This is a genomic window from Sunxiuqinia sp. sy24 (assembly GCF_052677165.1).
On the sequence record NZ_JBQYLH010000011.1, the window covers coordinates 77,214 to 95,003 of the forward strand.

The 17,790-nt window shown below is 40.0% G+C and carries 17 protein-coding genes; 12 read left to right on the plus strand and 5 right to left on the minus strand.

Annotated elements, in window-relative coordinates:
- Positions 1 to 4 precede the first annotated feature (4 nt).
- From odhB to ACUNWA_RS11055, 3 genes are all read left to right on the plus strand, one after another.
- Positions 5 to 1,297: a 2-oxoglutarate dehydrogenase complex dihydrolipoyllysine-residue succinyltransferase gene (gene odhB, locus ACUNWA_RS11045; RefSeq protein ID WP_445591970.1), complete on the plus strand. Its 1,293-nt coding sequence runs from the start codon at positions 5 to 7 to the stop codon at positions 1,295 to 1,297.
- A 546-nt stretch (positions 1,298 to 1,843) separates the two neighbouring features.
- Positions 1,844 to 2,584: a sensor histidine kinase gene (locus ACUNWA_RS11050; protein ID WP_445591971.1), complete on the plus strand. Its 741-nt coding sequence runs from the start codon at positions 1,844 to 1,846 to the stop codon at positions 2,582 to 2,584.
- A complete protein-coding gene (locus ACUNWA_RS11055; RefSeq protein ID WP_445591972.1) occupies positions 2,565 to 3,293 on the plus strand; it encodes a LytR/AlgR family response regulator transcription factor in 729 nt (242 codons plus the stop codon). The genes ACUNWA_RS11050 and ACUNWA_RS11055 overlap by 20 nt, the downstream gene beginning before the upstream one ends.
- A gap of 193 nt (positions 3,294 to 3,486) precedes the next feature.
- Here ACUNWA_RS11055 and ACUNWA_RS11060 read toward each other — a convergent pair whose 3' ends face one another.
- Both ACUNWA_RS11060 and ACUNWA_RS11065 read right to left on the minus strand, forming a co-directional pair.
- Positions 3,487 to 4,752, minus strand: a complete 1,266-nt coding sequence (locus ACUNWA_RS11060) for a hypothetical protein (protein WP_445591973.1) — start codon at positions 4,750 to 4,752, stop codon at positions 3,487 to 3,489.
- A complete protein-coding gene (locus tag ACUNWA_RS11065) occupies positions 4,745 to 6,103 on the minus strand; it encodes a DUF4270 family protein (protein WP_445591974.1) in 1,359 nt (452 codons plus the stop codon). Before ACUNWA_RS11065 ends, ACUNWA_RS11060 begins: the two co-directional genes overlap by 8 nt.
- A 290-nt stretch (positions 6,104 to 6,393) precedes the next feature.
- Between ACUNWA_RS11065 and ACUNWA_RS11070 the strand changes: the two genes are divergently transcribed.
- The 3 genes from ACUNWA_RS11070 (at position 6,394) to ACUNWA_RS11080 (ending at position 8,801) form a co-directional block, all read left to right on the plus strand.
- Positions 6,394 to 7,440, plus strand: coding sequence for a Kelch repeat-containing protein (locus ACUNWA_RS11070; protein WP_445591975.1), 1,047 nt, complete (start codon positions 6,394 to 6,396; stop codon positions 7,438 to 7,440).
- On the plus strand, positions 7,433 to 7,780 hold the full coding sequence (locus tag ACUNWA_RS11075; protein ID WP_445591976.1) for a DUF4907 domain-containing protein: 348 nt from the start codon (positions 7,433 to 7,435) through the stop codon (positions 7,778 to 7,780). The genes ACUNWA_RS11070 and ACUNWA_RS11075 overlap by 8 nt, the downstream gene beginning before the upstream one ends.
- Positions 7,781 to 7,847: 67 nt before the next feature.
- Entirely contained in the window at positions 7,848 to 8,801 is a 954-nt protein-coding gene (locus ACUNWA_RS11080) for a D-2-hydroxyacid dehydrogenase (RefSeq protein WP_445591977.1), read from the plus strand.
- A 33-nt stretch (positions 8,802 to 8,834) separates the two neighbouring features.
- On the opposite strand, the gene ACUNWA_RS11085 is transcribed toward ACUNWA_RS11080, so the two are convergent.
- Positions 8,835 to 9,023 carry a hypothetical protein gene (locus tag ACUNWA_RS11085; RefSeq protein ID WP_445591978.1) on the minus strand — a complete coding sequence of 63 codons (189 nt, stop codon included), beginning with the start codon at positions 9,021 to 9,023 and terminating at the stop codon, positions 8,835 to 8,837.
- Positions 9,024 to 9,279: 256 nt separating this feature from the next.
- Here ACUNWA_RS11085 and ACUNWA_RS11090 point away from each other — a divergent pair, with 256 nt between their 5' ends.
- The 4 genes from ACUNWA_RS11090 (at position 9,280) to ACUNWA_RS11105 (ending at position 12,110) form a co-directional block, all read left to right on the plus strand.
- Complete coding sequence (locus tag ACUNWA_RS11090; protein WP_445591979.1) at positions 9,280 to 9,864, plus strand: thioredoxin family protein; 585 nt, start codon at positions 9,280 to 9,282, stop codon at positions 9,862 to 9,864.
- 121 nt (positions 9,865 to 9,985) lie between these two features.
- Entirely contained in the window at positions 9,986 to 10,552 is a 567-nt protein-coding gene (locus tag ACUNWA_RS11095; protein WP_445591980.1) for a porin family protein, read from the plus strand.
- A 170-nt stretch (positions 10,553 to 10,722) separates the two neighbouring features.
- A complete protein-coding gene (locus ACUNWA_RS11100) occupies positions 10,723 to 11,241 on the plus strand; it encodes a hypothetical protein (protein WP_445591981.1) in 519 nt (172 codons plus the stop codon).
- 398 nt (positions 11,242 to 11,639) lie between these two features.
- Positions 11,640 to 12,110 (plus strand): hypothetical protein, encoded by a 471-nt coding sequence (locus tag ACUNWA_RS11105; protein ID WP_445591982.1) that lies wholly within the window; start codon positions 11,640 to 11,642, stop codon positions 12,108 to 12,110.
- Between the two features lie 60 nt (positions 12,111 to 12,170).
- Here the strand turns inward: ACUNWA_RS11105 and ACUNWA_RS11110 are convergent, their stop codons facing one another.
- Complete coding sequence (locus ACUNWA_RS11110; protein WP_445591983.1) at positions 12,171 to 12,353, minus strand: hypothetical protein; 183 nt, start codon at positions 12,351 to 12,353, stop codon at positions 12,171 to 12,173.
- Positions 12,354 to 12,586: 233 nt separating this feature from the next.
- Between ACUNWA_RS11110 and secA the strand changes: the two genes are divergently transcribed.
- Both secA and lgt read left to right on the plus strand, forming a co-directional pair.
- Complete coding sequence (gene secA / locus ACUNWA_RS11115; RefSeq protein WP_445591984.1) at positions 12,587 to 15,904, plus strand: preprotein translocase subunit SecA; 3,318 nt, start codon at positions 12,587 to 12,589, stop codon at positions 15,902 to 15,904.
- Positions 15,905 to 15,915: 11 nt separating this feature from the next.
- Positions 15,916 to 16,725 carry a prolipoprotein diacylglyceryl transferase gene (gene lgt, locus ACUNWA_RS11120; protein WP_445591985.1) on the plus strand — a complete coding sequence of 270 codons (810 nt, stop codon included), beginning with the start codon at positions 15,916 to 15,918 and terminating at the stop codon, positions 16,723 to 16,725.
- Here the strand turns inward: lgt and ACUNWA_RS11125 are convergent.
- Positions 16,722 to 17,777, minus strand: a complete 1,056-nt coding sequence (locus tag ACUNWA_RS11125) for a DUF6340 family protein (RefSeq protein ID WP_445591986.1) — start codon at positions 17,775 to 17,777, stop codon at positions 16,722 to 16,724. The genes lgt and ACUNWA_RS11125 overlap by 4 nt on opposite strands.
- Positions 17,778 to 17,790: the final 13 nt, after the last annotated feature.

The window sequence follows — 17,790 nt, forward strand, 5'->3', positions numbered from 1 at the left end:
AATCATGATCATTGAAATAAAAGTACCAACACCCGGAGAATCAATAACAGAAGTCGAGCTAGGAAGATGGTTAGTGGAAGATGGCGCTGTTGTTGATAAAGATGATGAAATTGCCGAGATTGAATCGGATAAAGCCACATTAACGCTGGTGGCCGATGAAGCCGGAAAAGTGAGTTTTAATGCGCAGGAAGGAGACACTCTTGAAGTAGGGGCCATTGCTTGTACCATTGACACCTCTTTCAAGGCCGAAGCTTCCGAAGAAAAACCGGCAGCGAAAACTGAAGATAAAGCACCAGTCGAAGAGCAGAAGCAAAAGGAGCATGAGCCTGCGAAGAGCCCGGATAAAACAAAAGATGGAAAGTTGGAAAAACTATCAAAAGCAGCTGATACGGAAAGCCAGTCACATGTTAAGATTACCTCGGTGGCAAAAAAAATGATGGAAGAGAATAAGCTCTCGGTCGAAGATATTCTTCAGGGACTAAAACGCATTTCGAAAAATGAGGTGGAAGCTGTTATCGATTTACCCGAGGGCACATCGACAGCTTTATCTTCGCAGAGGGCTTTTTCGCGCGAGGAAAAACGTGAGCGAATGAGCTCACTTCGGCGCAAGTTGAGTCAACGCCTAGTGGCTGTTAAGAATGAAACTGCCATGTTGACCACCTTCAACGAAATTGATATGAGCAGGGTGATGGAGTTGCGCAAAAAACATCAAAGCCGTTTCATGGAGACACACGATTTTAAGCTTGGTTTTATGGGTTTCTTCACCAAAGCGACAGCAGTGGCCATGAACTTTCATCCGGCAATTAACTCAATGCTGGATGGGGAAGAGATCATTCAGCCTGAATTTGTGGATGTAGGCATTGCTGTACAAACCCCCAAAGGGTTGATGGTGCCCATTATCCGAAACACCGAAAGCAAGTCTGTTCCTCAAATTGAAAAAGACCTGAAAGACCTGGCTGAAAAAGCCCGAAATAAAAAGATTTCAGTTGAAGAATTAACAGGGGGTACCTTCACCATCACCAATGGTGGCACCTTCGGATCCTTGTTGTCAACTCCAATTATTAACCCGCCACAATCGGCTATTTTAGGCATGCACAACATTGTCGATCGCCCCGTAGCCATTAATGGCAAGGTTGAAATTCGCCCAATGATGTATGTTGCCTTATCTTACGATCACCGGATCATTGACGGTAAAGATTCTGTAGGATTTTTGGTCAAAGTAAAAGAACTGATTGAAAATCCGGAGCGCTTATTAAACCAAGGGATTAATCCGGAAGAATTGCTACTCGAATTATAAAATTAATTTAGATAAAATTTTAAATGGCTATCTCAAAATAGAGGTAGCCATTTTTTTGTCTCAAACTCTAACAAAAAATAAACAAGCTTAAAAAAAATTAAATGAATTTGAGAGGCTAAAAAAAACACCAACCTTTGCATTCATATATTTCTTGTACGACTTACTTATCATAGAACAATGTTCAAATTTTCCGGTTACAAACTTCTTAAGATTCTGCTACATATATTCTTTTGGGGAATGCTTTTTTTATTCTTTTTTTGGCTGCTTAGCATGCGTGAGGTTTACGTAAATAAGATTTCCGATTATAGCCAGTTAGTTATCAGGCTGGGCATACTGACTTCAATCTTTTATCTGAACTTCTATGTATTAATACCACGATACCTCTTTCAAAAAAGATTCAAACATTATGCCGCTTGGTTGTTCCTGATTTTGGTTTTGGTATTTGGGGTATCATACTTCAACCGGCCATCTCCGCCTGATTTTGCAGAGAAAAGAGCAATTCGATATGAACGGACGGATGAAGCAATAAAGTCGTTTAAAAGGTCTATGCCTAAGGGAAGACGCATATTCCTAAGTTTTGGTGATTTGATCTTGGCCTCTATCTCAATTGCGATTGGTACCAGTATTCGAGGAACAAGAGGATGGCTAGTCAATGAAAAGCAGTTAAAGGAAATTGAGAATCAGAAGTTGGTAGCAGAACTTTCTTATCTGAAAGCCCAGATTAATCCCCACTTCTTTTTCAATACATTGAATGGAATTTATGCCTTAGCACGAAAAAAATCAGATCAAACGCCAGAGGTCATTTTGAAACTCTCAGATTTAATGCGTTACATTATTTATGAGGCTAATGCAAGTAGAGTGCTGTTAAAGAGAGAAATCAATCATATCGAGAACTATATTGATCTTCAGCGGATAAGATTGAATGAGATGGTGAAAGTTCATTTTCAGGTGAAAGGCAACCCTGGAACTTTGCAAATAGAGCCCTTACTATTTTCTGTTTTCCTGGAGAATGCTTTTAAGCATGGAGTTGATTACAGTAAGCCTGGAAGTATTGAAATTACGCTAACGATTGAAACGAATCAGGTAATCTTTACGGTTGAAAATCCCATTCAAGCTAACAAAAAGGAATCAGGGTGTTCTGATGGAGGGGTTGGGTTGGCCAATATAAAGCAGCGATTGGGATTGGTTTATCCCAATCGTCATAGGTTAAAGATTTACAAAAAGAACGAACGACATATAGTGGAACTGTATTTAAACATAATAAGTGATGAGATGTATCATAATTGATGACGAACCTTTAGCGCAGCAGATTATTGAAGATTACGTGAATATGATTCCCTTTTTACAGCTGGAGAAGAAATGCAATTCAGTATTTGAAGCCCTGGAAATTCTTCAAAAAACAAAAATAGATCTTATCTTTCTGGATATCCACTTGCCGAATGTCTCGGGCATTGAGTTTATCAGCAGCCTCGAAAATAGGCCCATGTTTATCTTTACAACAGCCTATTCAGAGCATGCCTTGGAAGCTTTTGACTTGAATGCAGTAGACTATTTGCTAAAGCCCATTTCTTTCACCCGCTTTCTGAAAGCCACAAATAAGGCTTACAATTATTATTCAACAAACCGAAGCATCACGGGTGAAGTGCAAGTTGAAACACCAGAAACGGATCAGGAATATATTCTGGTAAAATCGGATTATAAATCGGTGAAAATAAAGCTGAGCCAAATTCTATACATTGAAGGATTGAAAGACTATGTCAAAATCTACCTTCAACATGAAGTGAAACCAGTCGTTACATTAAATTCATTGAAGCGAATGAGTGAAAATCTGCCAGACGGGCATTTTCTGCGCGTTCACAAATCCTTTATCGTTAATACCAATAGAATTAAGTCGGTTACGAAAAATCGGATTATTATTCATGATCGCTGGATTCCTGTTGGAGAAAGTTATAAAAGTGATTTCCAGAACTCAGTAATCAATAAATTTGCTCTTTAATATCTCTCGATTTTAGCTTGAATCAGAAACGTTGGCGATTAAAAATCGGGTTCAGGTTCAACGCCAATTTTCAGATGGCGGAAGTGTTCTTTTTCCAACTTATTCAAGCTAAAAAACGAGTAACCTACTAGTTATTAATTCTAGTCGATTACTCGTTGCAGTATCACGTTATTTGTTCTGAAGTCGCTTGTGGTTAATTGTATTTTGGGCGGGTAAACCAAGTGTCTTTAAGCGAGAACCCCAGCCTGAAGCGGAGATAGTTTTCCTGGATAAGGCTTTTGCTTGTTGTTCCAATTTTTCCAAGCTCAAAACTCAGGTCAATACGTGATTTTTGATTACGAATAGGGAGTCCAACTCCAAACGAAAATACCATTTCGTCCAACTGAATTTCCCTTAAATTAAGGTAGGATTTAGCATATTGAAATCCCAAGCGATAGTTCACTTTCTTATAATAAGCATCGCGCAAACTAGTGGATGGTAAATAGTCGACACCACCATGTAAATAGGGGTTGTTATTCAGATCAACACCGCTGATGTCGTAAGATTCATCAGACCACATCTGCATGCCGGCATCCATCGCAACCAGTAAATAATCCCCTTTCTTCCACGAAAAGCCGATGCCAATTTCTTCCGGAATAACAAAATCTCCATCCGATTCCTCTTCATACTGCAAGACAATTCCGGCCGAATTGGATGTGGTGTTTACCCGGCGAGTTTGAATCTCTTGCCTTGGATTATAGATGGCGCCAAGCATCAGTGTGCTAGCTTTAAGTTGAATTTGGTATTGCACTCCAAATTCCCAATAAAAGTTATTAAAGTAGTCGGTTGTTTCATTGGTTATTGACGAGCTTCCCAGATCTATCAAATTATGAAACTGCATCTGTGCTTGATTTCCGAAAAGATAGGATGTTTTCATTCCAAGAGATAGTTTTTTCAGTGGCATGACTGAAAGCGAGAAGTAAGCTCGACTGATGTCTCCCGAGCCCATAATGCTTAAGGGGTATTCCTGTTGAATGCCTTCAATCAAACTAGTGGTATTGATTTCATAACCGGTAGAACTAAATGGATTTAATCCAAATCCGGCGGAAAACCAGTTATTTACGTGCATGCCCATGGCCAGGTAACTAAAATTGGCCCTCGTGGCAGATGCTGATTTATTGCTATTTTGGTAATCCGATATTTTTCCATCAGCTCCCATTTCAAAAACAAAAGTCATACTATCCAGAGCACTGTAAGACGCAGGATTAAGCGTATTCAGAAAGTTGTCGGATAGCATGCCAATTCCCGCATTTCCCATTGCCGAATTGTGAGGGGTACTTTGAAAACGCAGTTCACCTAATCCATACATAGAGTAAGGCGAACTAGTATTGTTTTGTGCAAAGGTGGCACATGTCAATAGAATCAGGCTGCTCGCTATCAGCAAATGTTTTTTGATATTGTTATGCATCATACTATTCATAAGTCAGGAAATAGAAATTTAGAGTAGGTTTTTTGCGACTGGAATTTTCACCCTCCAGAATCAGGTGATCGGTTTGCGACTGGAAATCAGCATTTGGAACGGTAAGTAACAAGCCATTGTTAGTGTCATAGAAATTCCCGTTAAGCTGTTCCGATAGAAATGTCGTGATGTCGGCCGCGTAATAAGAATTCTCCGGATACAATTCATCAAGAACCAAGATAGCCTGTACGGTCGCGTTCTCGTTGTCGGTTACAAGGTCCTTGATTTGATTTATTTTATCGGTTTCATAGAAATGTAATACTTCTGGCAAATCGGCATTAAACGTTTCCATGGCTGGATACAAATATAATTCGGTCTTTAGCAAAATCCGGTCTTCAAGTTTGTACAGTTCATTGAGCGATGGGAAGTCAAGTCGAATGACCACGCCAGCGCTTCCCTGTATGAAACTTTTATTATCCGAAGCCGTTGAAGGTAGTTCTTCCCGCTCGTTTAGCAGCGTGCTAAATAAAGTATTGGAGCGATCGGCCTGAATGGAATTAAAATGAGTATTTTCTGAAGACATAGTAAATACTAGTTCCGACGATTTCTCTTGTTCAAATTGCTGGTCAAGATGCGTGTAAAGCACCATCCGGATAGAATCTGTAGCAAAACCAATAATAGTCTTGGGGGAGTTTTCATCTGCTTTTAACACAAATCCTTTTAAATAGGCACTGAAATTAGTATTGTTCAGCACCTCACTAGCTTCATCTCTTCCTAGTTGAATCAATTCCAGACCAAGTTCATCGGTTAAGCGTATCTCCTCATAGCCGTGTTGCTTTTGTGGATAATAGTTCAACTCACCAAGAGGTTCTGATTCGTAGGCAAACTGATTGGTGTTAAATAGATATTCTTCCGAATAATCATCTTCTTGCATTTGCAGTTCCTCTGTCAAGCGGTGAACTTGTAAATTCTGCTGTAGGCTTGAGTCTCCCAGCATATAATCAGTGTAATATACTTGAATCGTTAGCGAATCAAAAATCGCATCATTATCCAGGTTATTAATCCCTGTATTCAAATCAAAATTAAAATAACTGCTGGCTTCAATTTGTCCGGAAATTTCATTATTAAAATACCCCACCAGAGCTGTCGTGTTTCCGGAGGTTGGTATCGAATCATACTTGACTGTAGACAATTGGACGGTAAAACTATCCACCATGCTAACTTCTGTTTTCGATTCTACCAAGTCTACTCCAATCTCGAACTCACCGTTTTCGGATTCGCAAGAGAGCAGAAAGACATTTAAAATCATAAAAAATGGGATGTATTTTTTCATGTGATAGGAACTAAATTTTTGAGGAATTAATGAATTCATGAATATGCGCTTTATGCTGTGCAAAGCAATGATTTCGACCGAGCTCTAAAAACAATATTAGACTTAGAGGGATTTTTGCAGGTTCACCAGTCGGTTATAATCGATTTAGTGGAAACGTAGTGTTAAGAAGTTTGAAATTTATTAACAGATAGTCTTTTTGTATCGATCTTTCAATAGTTGGTCAGGAAATTATTCCTGTTTCTAGTCAATAAATAAGTCCTGGTCTATCATTTTTTTTTTACCCACCCAATCCGTCTAAGTTTGGCGTCAAAACAGATTAAAATTAAGCCATGATTAAAAAAAAATTAGCTGAAATGAGTTGGTTAAACTTCGTTATTAAATTAGGTGTCGCCATGTCGATTCTAGTAGTTGTTTCATCATGCGGAGAAGATGAAGACGAGGATCTAGTTGGCAACTGGGTTGAGTTGTCCGATTTTGAGGGAATCCCCAGATCCGACGCGGTCGGGATTAGCCTGGGGGACAAAGGTTATATCAGTACAGGCTACGATGGAGAAGATCGGTTAACAGATTTATGGGAATATGACCCGATTAACGACTATTGGATTCAAAAAGCTGACTTTCCGGGGGCAGCTCGAAACGGGGCGGTTGGCTTTGGAGCAAATGGAAAAGTTTATGTTGGTACAGGCTATGATGGCACCAATAAGCTGAATGACTTTTATGCTTTTGATCCGGCTAGTAATACCTGGACACAAATTGCTGATTTCGCAGGGTCACCACGCTATGGGGCTATTGCTATGGACATCAACGGAAAAGGTTATGTTGGAACAGGTTATGACGGCAATTACCTCAAGGATTTTTACCAGTACGATCCGACAGCAGATAGCTGGAGTCAGAAAGTAAGTGTCGGTGGTTCAAAACGTCGCGACGCTATGGCTTTTGTTATTGATGGTACGGGGTATGTTTTTGGAGGCATAGATAATGGAGTCTACGAAGACGATTTCTGGAAATATGATCCGGATGCTGATAGTTGGACCAGACTACGCGATATTTCAGACGCTACCGACCAAGACTTTGATGACGATTATACCCTTGTTCGAACCAATGCGGTAACCTTTGTTATGGATGGGAAAGGCTACCTGACAACAGGAGGTAGAAGTACTACCGGTGGTGATGTATGGGAATATAACCCAGCGACTGATTTATGGAATGAAAAAACAGAATTGGGTGAAGAAGGCACCGGAGGGGCTGATCGTACCGAGGCTGTAGGATTTACCATAAACAATATTGGCTATGTGGTTACCGGACGAAATAGCAGTTATTATTTTGATGATATTTGGCGTTTTGAGCCCAATTCGGAAATGAATGAATATGACTAAGCTGAAATCTTCAAAGCTCCAAGCAGTAATAATCATGCTTTATAGCGGATTATTACTGCTTGGATGTCAAGATAAGACGGTCTTAAAACTCGAGACTTTTAAAACAGAAAAAGGGTGGGGGTACCACATCAAAAAAAATGAGCAAATTATTATCTATCAACCCACCATTCCTGCAGTTGCTGGCAATTATGATTTTGTTAGCCAGGAAGATGCAGGCAAAACAGGCCGTCTGATGCTTGAAAAGTTAAAAGAAGGCAAACCTCCTGCAATCTATCCAGCAGAACTAGATAGTATGAGGGTGTCTTATCCTCGCATTGTTGCTCCCAATCAGCCCTTGTAATCCTTTCATCTTGTTCTTTTTTTAGCTTTATTTCACTACTTTGGTGACAGATAAAAAAATGAATGAAATGAAAATAGTTGTATTGGATGGCTATACCCTAAATCCGGGTGATTTAAGTTGGAATGCATTAAAAGCAATTGGTGATTGCGAAATTTACGATCGCACACCAGCTAGTTTAACCGTTGAACGTATCGGTGATGCCGAAATTGTTTTAACCAACAAGGTGGTGATTGACGAGGCCGTATTAAAAGCGTGTCCGGCAATGAAGTATGTTGGCGTACTGGCTACTGGTTACAACGTAATTGATTTGGAGGCTACTCGAAAAACAGGAGTTGTGATCACGAATATTCCTGCTTATAGTACCGATTCTGTTGCTCAAATGGTATTTGCTCATCTGCTCCATATTACAAACCAAGTACATCTTCATGCAAAGGCAGTAAGTCAAGGCGACTGGGTAAAGTCCAAAGATTTTTCTTTTTGTGTTTCGCCTCAAGCTGAGTTATGTGGCAAGACGCTGGGGATTGTTGGCTTCGGACAAATTGGGCGCAAGGTTGCGGCTATTGGATCAGCCTTAGGTATGAAAATAATATTTCAAAACCGATCTGTAAAAACAGATGTTCCAAAAGAATTTATTCAATGCCAATTAGACGAATTACTGACACAATCCGATATTGTTAGCCTTAATTGTCCGTTAACCGATAGTAACGCGGGTTTCATTAATGAAAGTAAACTGGCTTTGATGAAACCCGGTTCGATCTTAATTAATACCGGGCGCGGACCACTGATAAACGAGCAGGATTTAGCTGATTCACTGAACCGAGGGCATCTTGCAGCAGCAGGCCTGGATGTGCTTTCAACGGAGCCTCCTGCTGCCGATAATCCATTGCTAGAGGCTAAGAATTGTCACATTACGCCTCATATTGCCTGGGCCACAAAAGAATCACGCCAGCGCCTCATGAATATTGCGGTGGACAACCTAAAAGCTTTTCTGAATAGAAAAAAGCTAAACGTAATTAACTAAAATTATATGGATTTAATTGTATCCGAGGATTATCTAATCGTATAAGTCATCGTCTGAGTTAAGGTCATTAAAATCTAGTTCATCATCAAATTCATCATAAATAGACAAGCGGCGTTTTGAGCCTCGTTCTTTTTTTACACTCTTTGGTGATTTGCTCCCTGAATCAATGTCTTCAAAGTCATAATGCTTTTGCTGTTTTGTGGAGCTTTTTTTCGATTTCATTTTCGTTTTACAGATCTTTAAATTAGTAACTTACATTCAAAAGATACCCGGAGGTATTGTATTGGCAAACTAGAAAAAAATATTTCTAATTTCCAAATTACGGATCATGTTTTTTAGATATTCAATACGAGATAATTTCCGAATTAGTTTTTTTTAATACCAGCTTTTCTGTCAATTTGTGAATAACAAAAATTCGCCCCAACAAGTTTAAGCTTCTGCTTGTTACCTTTAAAAGTAACCCACAAAAGATTAAATAATGAGTTTTACACTTGAAATAGGCGCCCATGCAGTAGATTTTAAGCTTCCGGCAACCGATGGCAAACAGTATTGCTTGAAGGATTTTGAATCCGCTAAATTTCTCGTAATTTTCTTCACCTGCAATCATTGCCCCTATGTTGTGGGAAGTGACGAAATGACAAGGAGCACAGCAGATAAGTATAAACACCAGGGAGTTGAGTTCGTTGGTATTAACTCTAACAGTGATAACACGTACCAAGAAGATGATTTTGACCACATGGTTGAACGCATGCAAATTCACCAATTTCCTTGGGTGTATTTGCGTGATGAAAGTCAGGAAATAGCAAAAGAATACGGTGCGCTGAGAACGCCTCATTTTTATGTTTTTGATCAGGGTAGACAGCTAGTCTATACAGGAAGGGGAGTGGATTCTCCTAGGGATGCTTCTCGTGTGACAAAGAATGATTTGGATCTTGCACTTCATGAGCTTGTTTCCGGGAAAAAGATATCAGTCCCAGTAACCAATCCAATAGGCTGCCATGTAAAATGGGATGGCAAAGATAAACATTGGATGCCACCAGAAGCATGTGATTTGGTGCTGTAATAATGCCTGATCGGTAGTTTCACGGATAAATTCTGCAATAGATCAGTCATTATATTGTAATTTTGAGAACAATTAATGTTCTTACTAATCGTTAGAATTTAAACCAAACATTTATTATATCATGAAAAAATTTGCATTTATCTTATTATTCACGTCCTTTTTACTTCCGGCAGCAGCTCAATTGCCCTTAAATCTGGGATTAAAGGGGGGCTTCACCAGCTCGAAATTGTCAACTGATCTTTCCCAATATAGCGAGGAAAGTATTAGTAATTTTCACGCAGGAGCTTTTGCTCGGGTCAATATTGGTCGCATTTATGTTCAGCCTGAGGCTTATTTTAGCTCTAAAGGAGGAGATTTGGAAGAAAATGGCATGATTAATTCATTCGACCTGAAAACGGTAGATGTGCCAGTATTACTCGGTCTTAACCTTCTCAAGAAAGGTCCAATCGCATTGCGAGCCAATGCCGGGCCGGTCTTTTCTTTTGTTACCAAGAAAGAACTGAATAGTGATGTTTTTGATAAGGATAAGCTTGAGGATAACTTTTTAGCTTGGCAATATGGAGTGGGAGTTGATGTTATGATGTTTACGCTCGATGTTCGCATGGAAAACGGCTCTGGTGATTTGTATTCCGGACCAGACCTGAAAAGTAAAAGCTTTGTCATTAGTCTAGGATTTAAAATTCTATAAGCACTGTGAAATAACTTTAAGCTATTTGCTTGTTGATCTAATAAAAATGATTCGATTTATTTGTGATTAAAATAGTTCAGGAGAGGCGCCTTTAGCTGTTTAAGAAAATTAACAGAATAGCACGTCTGGTTGAGTCAAATCTTTCTATTTTTGTTCAAGATTAATATCGAATGAAGAGACTTATTTTTCCAATTCTATTTGTGCTCTCAGGATTTATTGCATCTGCCCAAGCCGATTCGGCTTGGGTAGGTACAGTAAATCCTGAATTTGATTTTTTGTATCAGGAGTTATTTAATTTTTCGCCAAACTCTACCTTTGGCAGCTTGGCTCCTGAAAACAGTACCCTTCTTCAATCCGAATTGAATTTTCAACCTGATCTTATTATTGACTTTGATGCGTTTTCGAGCATGAAAACGTTAAGCATTTCCAATGGAATGCCATTTCTTAATCCATTTGCCAATGCGCTTTCAATTACGAATCAAGCCCACTACCAATTAAGCGACAAACTGACCTTGGGAGGAAACAGTTTCGTGGGAAATTCTATTTTCAGCCCGCTACCGGACAATCCGTCATTAAAAGACATGAGTCTTCGGGGAGCATCGATGTTTCTGGAATATAGAGTGTCGGAAAAATTTAAAATTGGTGGAGGTTTTAGCATTAGCAACCAAAGTCAACCATTTGGCTGGTGATGACTTTGGCTTTCTAAACATTCATTCCTTCTGCATTAAAATTTAAACAAACCTACCTATAGGCTTGATTCCTTCCTCTTCTTTCTTAGAATTCAATTTAAAGTATGATTTTCTGATCTACAAATCGGGATATTCACTTTCTGGCTTAGCTGCATAATTTTGGCATTTAGTAATACAACCGGATTTTTTCAGAAAATTATTTCTGCTTTTTTGTTGACGGTTTTTAATCGTTCACCCCCAAAATATCGTTGTTTGTCGAAAGCCAACCAATAAGAGGGGGGCAAGGTGTAATTTTTTATTTTTTTGATCGTCTATTAGTTAAACAAGCAGAAAACATGGAGGTTTTGAGGATCTCTAAAATTAGAACAGAAACAATTTTAACGATTAAATCCACAGTCATGAAAAACAAAATTATTACAGGAATTACAGCATTCGTATTTTGTCTGATAACTTTTGCAAGTCAAGCAACAGAGATTGATCGGACATTTAGCGATTACGACATCATCCCCGTAGCCAATCAGGATCTATCTGCTACTGCAGATAAAGCTTGGGTCTTATCTTATGACCACAACGAAACACCAATCATCATTACCTTGCATCAAAACAAACGATCAAAAAACTACGTCGTGCGCAGCGAGCATTTCGAAGTCTCTTATGTGTGCTGCAAAAATGGATTTGGAGCTTCGCGGGTTAAAGCAAAATACAGCGAAATTCCAGAGGAACTTGTAACCAGTGTACTTAATGAAAAAGAGTTGGATCGACAACGCATATTGACGCCCAACCAGGTTACAAATGATCAGGCTCTTGGCTTAATAGCTTCCTATTTGCCAGATCTGATTAATCCTAGCTACCAACATCTTCTGAATTAGTTTTTTTATAAAAACAGCATCAATTCGAAAGCTGCTTCCCCCCAGGAGCAGCTTTTTCTTTTAGATGCAACCACAAACAAAGCCATCAGCCAACTCATCGGTTAATTTCTGAATTGCTTCCCGTTCCTGATCTGATTCTTCACATAAATCGCACACCGGTAAGTTCAGTTCTTTGTTGTGTTTTGATCCTTGAGGATCAATTGTTTTTTGACATACAAAACATCGGGTAGAGAAATCATTCATGCCTGTCCTTTCTTATATTTCGAGCCACAAAACTACTAATTTGTCCCATTCATCCCGCTAATACCTGTTGTATTGGCAGTTTACCTAACAAGGTATGTTATTATGGCGCAAATTTACTCAAATCGCCGAATGGCACGATTATTATTGAAAAAAAACAACACACAAATATATAAACTAGCACAGATTAACTACTTTTGTGTCCGTTCATGTTAAAATATAAGAAATTTTAGATAATGGCATTTGTAAATAAAATTTTAGGCAAATTCTTGGGCAATAAATCGGATCGCGATATTCGTGAAATCACCCCAATTATTGAGCAAATAAAGATTGAATACGAGCGAATTTCAAAACTTTCCATAGATGAGTTAAGAGATGAGTCCAAACAGCTAAAGCAGATCATTCAGGATCGGATTCAGCCAGATATGGATGAAATCAAATCGCTGAAACTACGAGTTGAAGAAGTTGAAATTCAGGAAAGTGAGAAAATCTACCAGCAAATTGATAAAATAGAAGAACAAATCAATGAAAAGATTGAAGCTGTTCTGAATGAAATTTTACCAACAGCTTTTGCAGTTGTTAAAGAAACGGCCCGCCAATTTAGTGCAAATGAACAACTGGAGGTTCAGTCCACTGATTTTGATCGTGAACTGGCTGCCGGACGTGACAGCATTCAAATCGATGGTGATAAAGCTATCTGGTCAAACACCTGGATTGCTGGCGGATCTGAAGTTACCTGGGATATGGTGCATTACGATGTGCAGCTTATTGGAGGTGTTGTTCTTCACCAAGGGAAAATTGCAGAGATGGGAACCGGTGAAGGAAAAACGCTGGTAGCTACCTTACCTATTTTCTTAAATGCCTTGGCCGGCAGGGGGGTTCATGTCGTAACCGTGAACGACTACCTGTCCAAGCGTGACTCCGAGTGGATGGGCCCAATATTTGAATTCCACGGTTTAAGTATCGATTGTATTGACAAACACCGTCCCAACTCCGATGCTCGCAGAAAAGCCTATAATGCCGACATTACTTACGGAACAAATAATGAATTCGGGTTTGATTACCTGAGGGATAATATGGCCATCAATCCACAGGATTTGGTTCAGCGCAAACATCACTATACCATTGTCGATGAGGTTGACTCCGTTTTAATTGATGATGCCCGTACGCCTTTGATTATTTCAGGCCCCATACCCAAAGGAGATATTCAGAAGTTTGATGAGTTGATGCCAAAAGTTGAAAAGCTTGTCGCTGCCCAGAAAAACTTTGTTATGCAGTGTTTGACAGAGGCTAAGCGTCTGTTGGCAAAAGAGAATCCTACGAAAGAGGAGAAGGAAGAAGGCGCTTTGCTGTTGCTTCGGGCTCATAAAGGATTGCCAAAAACAAAGGCGATCATCAAATTCCTAAGTGAAGAGGGAATTAAAGCAGCCATGCAAAAAACGGAAAATTATTACATGCAGGATAACAGCAAAAATATGCATGTGGTAACCGATCCGTTATATTTCATTATTGAAGAAAAACAAAATTCAGTAGAACTTACCGACAAAGGAATTGATTTAATCTCTTCTGATGTCGATGATCAGGAATTCTTCATCTTGCCGGATATGGGCGGTATGATTGCCGAAATCCAAAACGATGCATCGTTAAGTAAGGAAGAGCAGCTCGATAAAAAAGATCAGTTACTACAGAATTATGCTGTAAAATCAGAACGCGTTCACACGATTAATCAATTGCTGAAAGCTTATGCCATGTTTGAGAAAGACGTGGAGTATGTAGTCATTGATAATAAAGTAAAAATCGTTGATGAGCAGACTGGTCGTATCATGGAAGGCCGCCGTTATTCCGATGGTTTACACCAGGCTATTGAAGCCAAAGAGCGCGTAAAGGTAGAGGCTGCAACACAAACTTTCGCGACCGTTACGCTGCAAAATTACTTCAGGATGTACCACAAATTAAGTGGTATGACCGGTACGGCCGAAACGGAAGCAGGAGAATTCTGGGACATTTATAAACTGGAAGTTGTTGTTATTCCTACCAATCGTCCAATTGTTCGCGATGACCGGGAGGACTTGGTATACAAAACAAAACGTGAAAAGTATAATGCCGTCATTCAGGAGATTGTTGAACTAAACAAACATGGAAGACCCGTTTTGGTTGGTACAACTTCGGTTGAAATTTCAGAACTACTGAGCCGAATGTTGAAGATTCGAGGAATCAAACACAATGTACTGAACGCCAAAATGCACGCTCGCGAGGCTGATATTGTAGCTGATGCCGGTGCTGCCGGAATGGTTACCATTGCCACTAACATGGCTGGTCGTGGTACCGATATCAAGCTGACTAAAGAAGTGAAAGAACGCGGTGGTTTAGCCATCATTGGTACCGAGCGTCACGACTCTCGTCGTGTTGACCGTCAGCTGCGTGGTCGTTCCGGACGTCAGGGAGACCCCGGTAGCTCACAATTTTTTGTTTCGCTGGAAGATGATTTGATGCGTCTCTTTAATTCAGACCGAATAACAGGCATTATGGACCGCCTGGGACTGGAAGAAGGGGAAGTGATTCAACATTCCATGATCACCAAATCCATTGAACGTGCACAGCGAAAAGTAGAAGAGAACAACTTTGGAATTCGGAAACGCTTGCTGGAATACGATGATGTGATGAACTCGCAGCGTGAAGTGATCTACAAAAAACGTTACCATGCCTTATTTGGCGAACGTCTGGAGGTCGACTTACTGAATATGATGTATGATTCACTAGAAAATCTGGTGAATGAATATTACGGAAGCGAGCAATTTGAAGATTTTAACCTGGAGTTGGTGCGTCTGATGTCCATCGAATCGCCAGTTTCTGCTGACGATTTTGCCCGACTGAAGCCAGAGGAAATCATTGATCAGATTTACCAGGTCATGATTCAAACCTTTAGCCGTAAAGTAGAAACTATTTCAAAGCAGGCTTATCCGGTTATTAAAGATGTTTACGAAGGAAAATCGCATATCTATCAAAATATTGTTGTCCCAATTTCAGATGGAAAACGCGTCTTCCAGATTATTACTAACCTCGAGAAAGCATACAACAATCAAGGCAAAGAGCTGGTGAAATCGTACCAAAAGCAGATCGTTCTTTCTACCATCGATGAATCATGGAAAGAGCAGCTGCGCGAAATGGACGACTTGAAACAATCCGTTCAAAATGCCACTTACGAGCAAAAAGATCCGCTGCTGATTTACAAATTTGAGTCTTTTAACTTATTTAAGTTGATGGTTCAAAAAGTAAATAAAGATGTGGTTTCGACCCTGATGAAAGGTCATATTCCTATTTCGGACCCAAGCCAGGTTCGCGAAGCTGAAGCCACTAAGCGCACCGATATGAGCAAATATTCTACTCAGAAATCAGATATGCCTGGCGGTACTTCCAGGGGTGGCGGACAAGAGCGAAAAGAGCAGCCCAAAGTACAACCAGTGCGCGTGGAGAAAAAAGTAGGACGTAATGATTTATGCCCATGTGGTAGCGGTAAAAAATACAAAAGCTGTCACGGCAAAAACGCGGAATAAAATAAAATTACATGGAATTTTTAGCCTTTATTCACTGGAATGTAGATCCTGAAATTTTTAGCTTAGGTCCTTTATCGATCCGATGGTACGGCTTATTGTTTGCCTTTGGATTTTTATCGGGGTATTACCAGGCAGAACGCATGTTTAAGTTTGAAAAGATTAATCCGGAATGGCTGGAGAGTCTTTTTATCTATATGATTGTTGCCACTATTGTTGGTGCCCGACTCGGACATGTTTTCTTCTATGGTTGGGACTATTATTCACAGCATCCGGCAGAAATTCTGAAGGTATGGCACGGTGGACTCGCCAGTCATGGCGGTGCCGCCGGCATTTTTATTGCCTTAATAATTTGGAGCAAGAAAGTGTCCAAACGCTCGGTTTTCTGGGTTTTGGATCGGGTAGTGGTTCCTACTGCTTTAGTGGCTGCTCTGATTCGTACGGGTAACCTGATGAATTCTGAAATCTATGGAATTCAAACCAGCTTGCCTTGGGGCGTAATTTTTGAACGCAACGGAGAAACAGTTGCTAAACATCCTACCCAGTTGTACGAAGCTTTTGCTTATCTGGTAACGTTTGGGGTTATGCTTTACACCTATTGGAAAACAGAATTGCGTAACCGCCAGGGATTTATTGTAGGACTGTTTTTCGTGATGATTTTCGTTGCTCGTTTCTTAATTGAATTCATCAAAGAAGATCAGGAAGCATTTGAGGCAGGAATGGCTCTAAATATGGGACAGTTGTTAAGCATTCCGTTTATCCTGGGCGGTTTGTATCTCATGATCCGGGCCCTTAAAAGGGCTCCGGTTAGTTATAAGAACTAATCCGAAAGGATTTTTTTAAATTCATCAATCGTTCTTTTTCGATTTTTCAGTTGGTATAAATATAGCTCCGTTTGCCTGCGATATTGTGTTTGGTAAGATTGTGTAGCCCATTCAGCGGCTTCATTCAAATTGCCAATCATTTCACTGGCTACAGCCAAATTATATTCCAGCTTGCTTTTATCAGAAGCTTTGCTTGTGCGGTTTAAAATTGACTTCCAGTGATCGTAGGCTTTGCCCCAGTTGTTCTCCCGAATGGCTGATTCCAATAAGGCTGAATCGGCTTCTTTCAGAACAAAATAATTTCGTGCCTGGGTTTGCCATTGAGGTGCCAGCTTGGCGTCCAGTTCAAGTGCTACCTGAATTCCGGTTTCAATCAAAGCCTGTTTTACTGGAACCAACTGGTTGGTGAATAAATTTTTGGATGAATAGTCCTGCTCCTCCCAAAATATGGTGTCTCCCACCAAAAGCTGGATTAGAATTTCTTCGCGTGAAGGATCGTAGACCTTCACAACTGCATCGTATTTTGAATCGATGGAGGCCAGGTGAAAATTCGAATATGGACCTGGACCTAGCATATAATCGGTCATGATTTTGTTGGTATAACGCTCCAGAACCAGCAAAGCATCGGTTTGATAGGTCTCACACACTTCGGTGACATAATCCCAATCCAAAGGCGGTAAAACTTTATAGTAGATCTCGCTACGCGGTATATTTCGCTTTTCAGGAATGACCACATCATATCGGCCGGATTCAAAAAGCAAGTCTGCTAAAACTTTTAGGGTGGTATCAGAAGCTGCGCTGTCCAAAACAGCGGCATCTACATTAAAAGCACGGCGGTAAAAATAGTTTTGCAGACTGTCTGCCGGGTAATTACCAAACTCATCAGTCAGACTCCGGTTCATCAAAGTCAGGCTAACAATGTCATTGGGTAGTAAAAACTCTGATGGCTTGGCCACCTCAATATAAACTGTTTTCAAACTTGTTGCACAAGAACCCAAAAGCAGGATACTAGCAAACAAAACAGTAAGCTTATAGAATCTATTGATTTTCATATTGTTATTCCAT

Excerpts from the sequence above, each read along its gene's own strand:
- odhB (WP_445591970.1), top strand. The coding sequence starts at position 5 with ATGATCATTGAAATAAAAGTACCAACACCCGGAGAATCAATAACAGAA.
- ACUNWA_RS11050 (WP_445591971.1), top strand. The coding sequence starts at position 1,844 with ATGCCTAAGGGAAGACGCATATTCCTAAGTTTTGGTGATTTGATCTTG.
- ACUNWA_RS11055 (WP_445591972.1), top strand. The coding sequence starts at position 2,565 with ATGAGATGTATCATAATTGATGACGAACCTTTAGCGCAGCAGATTATT.
- ACUNWA_RS11060 (WP_445591973.1), bottom strand. The coding sequence starts at position 4,752 with ATGAATAGTATGATGCATAACAATATCAAAAAACATTTGCTGATAGCG.
- ACUNWA_RS11065 (WP_445591974.1), bottom strand. The coding sequence starts at position 6,103 with ATGAATTCATTAATTCCTCAAAAATTTAGTTCCTATCACATGAAAAAA.
- ACUNWA_RS11070 (WP_445591975.1), top strand. The coding sequence starts at position 6,394 with ATGATTAAAAAAAAATTAGCTGAAATGAGTTGGTTAAACTTCGTTATT.
- ACUNWA_RS11075 (WP_445591976.1), top strand. The coding sequence starts at position 7,433 with ATGACTAAGCTGAAATCTTCAAAGCTCCAAGCAGTAATAATCATGCTT.
- ACUNWA_RS11080 (WP_445591977.1), top strand. The coding sequence starts at position 7,848 with ATGAAAATAGTTGTATTGGATGGCTATACCCTAAATCCGGGTGATTTA.
- ACUNWA_RS11085 (WP_445591978.1), bottom strand. The coding sequence starts at position 9,023 with ATGAAATCGAAAAAAAGCTCCACAAAACAGCAAAAGCATTATGACTTT.
- ACUNWA_RS11090 (WP_445591979.1), top strand. The coding sequence starts at position 9,280 with ATGAGTTTTACACTTGAAATAGGCGCCCATGCAGTAGATTTTAAGCTT.
- ACUNWA_RS11095 (WP_445591980.1), top strand. The coding sequence starts at position 9,986 with ATGAAAAAATTTGCATTTATCTTATTATTCACGTCCTTTTTACTTCCG.
- ACUNWA_RS11100 (WP_445591981.1), top strand. The coding sequence starts at position 10,723 with ATGAAGAGACTTATTTTTCCAATTCTATTTGTGCTCTCAGGATTTATT.
- ACUNWA_RS11105 (WP_445591982.1), top strand. The coding sequence starts at position 11,640 with ATGAAAAACAAAATTATTACAGGAATTACAGCATTCGTATTTTGTCTG.
- ACUNWA_RS11110 (WP_445591983.1), bottom strand. The coding sequence starts at position 12,353 with ATGAATGATTTCTCTACCCGATGTTTTGTATGTCAAAAAACAATTGAT.
- secA (WP_445591984.1), top strand. The coding sequence starts at position 12,587 with ATGGCATTTGTAAATAAAATTTTAGGCAAATTCTTGGGCAATAAATCG.
- lgt (WP_445591985.1), top strand. The coding sequence starts at position 15,916 with ATGGAATTTTTAGCCTTTATTCACTGGAATGTAGATCCTGAAATTTTT.
- ACUNWA_RS11125 (WP_445591986.1), bottom strand. The coding sequence starts at position 17,777 with ATGAAAATCAATAGATTCTATAAGCTTACTGTTTTGTTTGCTAGTATC.